A 4,528-nucleotide genomic window follows, 5' to 3' on the forward strand; every position below is an offset into this window, starting at 1 on the left:
CCCCTCCCACCCCCCCCCCCCGTGCGCCACACCACAAAAACCCCGGGGCCCCCCCCCCCACTTTCACAACAGGCCATAGTTCGGATGAGCCCGTGTCAGGTGCCCCATGCTCCGTCTCGACCTCGTCCAAGAGCCCAGGCTGCTTGAGATCGAGATCAACACCCGCCGCCCCGGGGAGACCCAACGAATGCGGTGGCTCGGCGAACTCGCCGGCCTGCAGGAGAGCCTGCGGCACATTGCTGACAAGAAGTGTCAGGTCGAACAGCTGCGAGTCCAGGCCGGCCCGGACGCGGATGGTGTCATTGCCCTGAGCCAAGGGGATGGTGCTTACCCCGAAATCACAGTTCGGGGCCTACCCCGCCGGGCTTCTGGCGAGAACTACCGCAACTTCCGATCAAGAGGAGAGCAATGGCTGAGGTCATCAGGTCGGTTCACGAATGAGCCGCAGAGCCACAGGCAGGCCGACTTCGAGCTCACCCGCAACCTACGGGCAACCTCCGGCGGCCCCAGCCCATCGGCGAACAACCCGGCGGCCTCCAGCCGCACCTCCTCGCGACGCTGGCGACCTTTCGCCGTCAGCCCGCCCCCATCCACATATCGCATACCTACGACATAGCGCGCAGATGACCATCAGTCAGCTACATGGACAGGCCAATCACCCCGAAGCGCCGAAGTCAGTAGCGCGCCTGGGCCCAGCTGTAGAGGCGGTGGGCACTGTCACCGAGGCGGGTGGCGTACAGCGTGCCGGGCTGCCCGCCCGCGAGGTCATCCGTGGTGGTGGTGACGCCGACGACGGTGCCGGCGCCGGTCCGGGTGTCGAAGCGGGCGAAGTGCGGGCCGCCGCTCGCCCCGTGCGCCATGTCGCAGGACTCGCCCCACAGCAGGGGCGCCTTGGGGGCCGGCCGGTCCGGTCCGGCGCAGTGGATCATGCGTGAACCGGCGTACTTGGCGCTGGGGTCGTTGAGCCGGTCCTTCGGGTAGCCGAAGGTGTGGATGAACTCGCCCGCCGCGGGCTCGGTGAACGCGATCCGCTGGCTTCCGGTGACGTCCGCGATCCGGCGCCCCTCGGCTGACGGGTTCGCCACGAGGACCCCGGTGTCGTAGCCGGCGACGGCGACGTCGTTCGAGGTCGTGCTGCCCGGATCGGCGTCCCAACGGGAGGACGTGGCCATCGACTTGATGCTGAATCCGCCGAGCGGCTTCGTCCCGTTGCGGTAGCCGGGCACGAAGTAGAGGTTGTGCTGCCAGGTGTCGTCGGCGGCGGGAGCCCCGACGCCCCGCAGGCAGTGCGCCGCGGTGACGACGGTGCTGCGGTTCGCACTGTTGACGACGGTCGCGGTGCAACTGCCGTCGTAGCCGTCGGAGAAGGTGAAGAAGAGCCGGCCGACGCTCCGGTCCACCGCACCGCCGTGGGTCCAGACGGCGCCGGGGTCCGGCGTGTTCGGCGGGAACGGACGCGGATCGTCGGGCGTGGTGTCGTCCTCGGGCACGGGGGTGATCTCGGGGACCATGGCGCCCGCCAGCTTCATTCGCGCGGCGGTCCAGTAGGCGTCGATCCGGCTGCGCTCCTGGGCGGTCGTGGCGCCGGCGTGCGAGGTGACGGAGTCCGGTTCCGCGGCGAAGGCCGCGGTGGGCAGCAGCACCGCCGCTGCCGTGGTCGCGCTCAGCAGGAGGGCGGCTGCGGCGGAGAGGCCGCGGGGGAGTTCTCGGCGTGTGGCTGACATCGTTGCCCATCTCGGTCGGGTGCGGTTCGTGTTCAGGTGCGGTCCGTACGCGGGGGGCGGCCGCGGTCCGCCCCGCGCGTCGCGGATATCCGGCACTGTAGGAACAGAACGTCAGGTCCTGGTCTGGGGCGCGTTTCGCTCTTCCATCGGTACCGTCAGGTTCCGGTAACGACGTCTCGTCCTCGTACCGGTGCCGGGTGTGCGCTCCGACCCGGTTCCAGCCGCAGTTCACGGCCGACGGAGAGGCGGCCGACGGGCTTGTCGAGGTCCGTCGGGACCATGGTTGTGCTCCGCACCGCGAGGGGCTCCCCGGGCTTCGCAAAAAAGGAGCTTGAGGCCACTGGCGCGCGTGTTGTACTTGGCGCATGGGGGTTGGCGACGGTCGGATGCGGTTGCGGGTGACGAGCCACCCTGTTGCCTATCCCGGATCCGGGCTCAGCCGGATCCTGAGCACTGGTCCCATGCTCCGCAACACTTTCGTCCGCCCGCCCGACTACCGAGTCGGGTATCTGGGCGCAAGCCGCGCCGATCTCCTTCGGCTCGGCGCTCTGTTCCGCGTCGCCGCGGCGAGCCCGCACAGCGCGATCTACATTCCGGTCCCACCGGGCGCCCATCCGATGGCCTCCGCCGGCGGCGACACCCATCCGATGCCCATGCTCCTGGCCCGTGAGGACACGGGACTGCGGCCGTCCGACTGGCCGGATCTGCGGCACAGGATGCGCCGCGCCTCGGTGCCGTTGAGGGTGACCGCCCCAGCGGCACGATCTCCCGACCGTCCCGACGACGTCCGTCGCCGAGCCGATCGCCACCCCGCCCGCTTCGCCGAGTACGCCGCGACGATCGTCATCACCGCCCGTGCCGAGCTGCTGTTCTGGATCGGCGACTGGCTCACCGCCGCCGGCGACCGCGTCGCCCAAGACCCCCACGTCCATCAGCACGGCGAGAGCTTCCTCGGCGACATGGTGGGCTTCTTCGACCCCAGGGGCACGGACCAGCCCATGCACGCGTTCTGCGTGGTCGCCGTCGAACCGATCTTCCACCAGGCCCGCTGGCGGAAACAGCGAACACCCAACTGAAGCAGCGGTGGTAGCCGAAGCCCGCCGCGTCGAGGGCCTGCGTCCGCGGCGGCCGGTCAGTCCCGACTGGTCAGTCCCGGCCGGTCAGTCCCGGTCGAGCAGTGGGGGGGGGGGGGGTGGGGCCCCGGGGGGGGGGGCCGGCGCGGCGGGCGAGGTCTGGTCGCCCGCCGGGGTCTGCTCGCCGCTGCCGGCGGCGGGCGGCGGGGTGCCGGGCTGCGCGTCGGCCGGGGCCCCGGTCGTCGGGGCCTGCGGCTGGGCCGGCGTCCCGGCGCGCGGGGCCGGGGCGGCCGGCGCGGGGGCCTGGGTGGCGGCCGGCGCGGGGGTGCCGGCCGACTTGGCGCTCGGCGTCGGACTCGGTGAACCACCCGGGTCCAGCAGGTGGTTGACGCCGCCCAGGACGTCGTCGATCAGCCCGGCCCGGTGGACCGTGTCCGAACCGCCGGGGGCGGCGGAGCGGGCGGCCGACGGCGTGGTCGCCGGGGTGGTGGCCGCGCCGGTCGGGGCGCCGGTCGGCGTCGCGTCGGCGCTCGGCGTACCGGCCAGCGCGGAGGGCTGCTGGGTGGGCGCGGTGGTCGGCGTCTGGGTGGGGATCGCGCTCGGCCCCGTCGAGGGCCCCGTCGAAGGCGCTGTGGAAGGCACCGTCGAGGGCGCCGTGGACGGACCGGGCGGTGGCTCGGGCAGCTCGCTCTTGGGGACGGGCGTCTCCAACGGCGCGACGTCCGGCACGGTGGCGGGCGCGGTCCCGCAGGGCTTGCCCGCCGTGGACTCGGCGACGGCCGGGTTGGGGGTGTACGCGGCGGCCATCAGCAGCGCCGTCGGCACCGCGGCCATCGCCAGCGCGCGGCCTCTCAGCCGGACCCGGACGGGCGTGCGCGGCGCCGCGTGTCGACCGGCGCGCTGCGGTTGGTCCTCCGACGCGCTCACCGCGCCTCCTTCGGGTCCACGGCGACGGCCTGCTCGTTCGACGCGGCCTGTGCGGGCAGCTTCGCGGTGGGCGCTTCGGCGGCCGCGGGCTCCGTGGCGACGCTCCCGGCGACGACCGCGGTCTCGGCGACGGCGGCCTCGGAGGCAGGGATTTCGGAGGCGAGGGCCTCAGGAGCAGGGGCCTCGGTGGCGACGCTCGCGGCGACGGCGGCCTCGGCCGCCTTCGGCTCCGGCAGCGGCGCCCAGGACGCCATCAGACCGCCGCCGATCAGACCCGGCAGCAGCGCCAGGCCGAACCCGGCCAGGTTGGAGACCGGGATCGAGACCAGCGTCAGCAGGGTGGTGGCGACTCCCGCGAAGACCCGCACGGTCGGCTGGAACCACGCGGTCAGCCCGAGCACGATCAGCAGCACGCCGATGATCAGCGATCCGGCGCCCGCCGTGGTGGCCATGGCCACCGTCATGCCGCCCAACGAGAGCTTGGCGTAAGGGAAGTACATGATCGGGACGCCGGCGATCATGGCCAGCAGGCCGCCGTAGTACGGCCGCGTCCGACGGAAGGTACGGAACACCCGGCGCAGCCACTGGACGGGGTTCTCGTGCTCGGCGGGCCGGAATGAGGCAAGGGCGCTGGACACGGTGCAGCTCCTCGATGGTGTGAACGAGGGATGGACGAGACACGGGATCCGGCGACGGCACACGCGCCGCCACCGGTCCCTCAGGCGTCGGGCCGGGCGAGCGGGTCGCCGTCGTGTCGCACAACTCGGCCCGGCTGCTGACCTCCCTGTTCGGGGTGAGCGGGTA

At 72.7% G+C, this 4,528-nt stretch carries 5 protein-coding genes; 1 reads left to right on the forward strand and 4 read right to left on the reverse strand.

Annotation, left to right across the window (positions count from 1 at the left end):
* Window positions 1–378 precede the first annotated feature (378 nt).
* Both ACFV61_RS27105 and ACFV61_RS27110 read right to left on the reverse strand, forming a co-directional pair.
* Window positions 379–603, reverse strand: coding sequence for a helix-turn-helix domain-containing protein (locus ACFV61_RS27105; RefSeq protein ID WP_380494401.1), 225 nt, complete (start codon window positions 601–603; stop codon window positions 379–381).
* A 71-nt stretch (window positions 604–674) separates the two neighbouring features.
* Window positions 675–1,724, reverse strand: coding sequence for a trypsin-like serine peptidase (locus ACFV61_RS27110; RefSeq protein WP_380494402.1), 1,050 nt, complete (start codon window positions 1,722–1,724; stop codon window positions 675–677).
* Window positions 1,725–2,185: 461 nt separating this feature from the next.
* Here ACFV61_RS27110 and ACFV61_RS27115 point away from each other — a divergent pair, with 461 nt between their 5' ends.
* Window positions 2,186–2,800: a hypothetical protein gene (locus ACFV61_RS27115; protein WP_380494404.1), complete on the forward strand. Its 615-nt coding sequence runs from the start codon at window positions 2,186–2,188 to the stop codon at window positions 2,798–2,800.
* 84 nt (window positions 2,801–2,884) lie between these two features.
* Here ACFV61_RS27115 and ACFV61_RS27120 read toward each other — a convergent pair whose 3' ends face one another.
* On the reverse strand, window positions 2,885–3,724 hold the full coding sequence (locus tag ACFV61_RS27120; RefSeq protein ID WP_380494405.1) for a hypothetical protein: 840 nt from the start codon (window positions 3,722–3,724) through the stop codon (window positions 2,885–2,887).
* On the reverse strand, window positions 3,721–4,362 hold the full coding sequence (locus tag ACFV61_RS27125) for a DUF6114 domain-containing protein (RefSeq protein WP_380494407.1): 642 nt from the start codon (window positions 4,360–4,362) through the stop codon (window positions 3,721–3,723). The genes ACFV61_RS27120 and ACFV61_RS27125 overlap by 4 nt, the downstream gene beginning before the upstream one ends.
* Window positions 4,363–4,528: the final 166 nt, after the last annotated feature.

The sequence above is a fragment of the Kitasatospora sp. NPDC059817 genome (genome assembly GCF_042731835.1).
Taxonomy (GTDB): domain Bacteria; phylum Actinomycetota; class Actinomycetes; order Streptomycetales; family Streptomycetaceae; genus Kitasatospora.

Coding starts and splice junctions, on each gene's coding strand:
- ACFV61_RS27110 (WP_380494402.1), bottom strand. CDS start 1,724: ATGTCAGCCACACGCCGAGAACTCCCCCGCGGCCTCTCCGCCGCAGCC.
- ACFV61_RS27115 (WP_380494404.1), top strand. CDS start 2,186: ATGCTCCGCAACACTTTCGTCCGCCCGCCCGACTACCGAGTCGGGTAT.
- ACFV61_RS27105 (WP_380494401.1), bottom strand. CDS start 603: ATGCGATATGTGGATGGGGGCGGGCTGACGGCGAAAGGTCGCCAGCGT.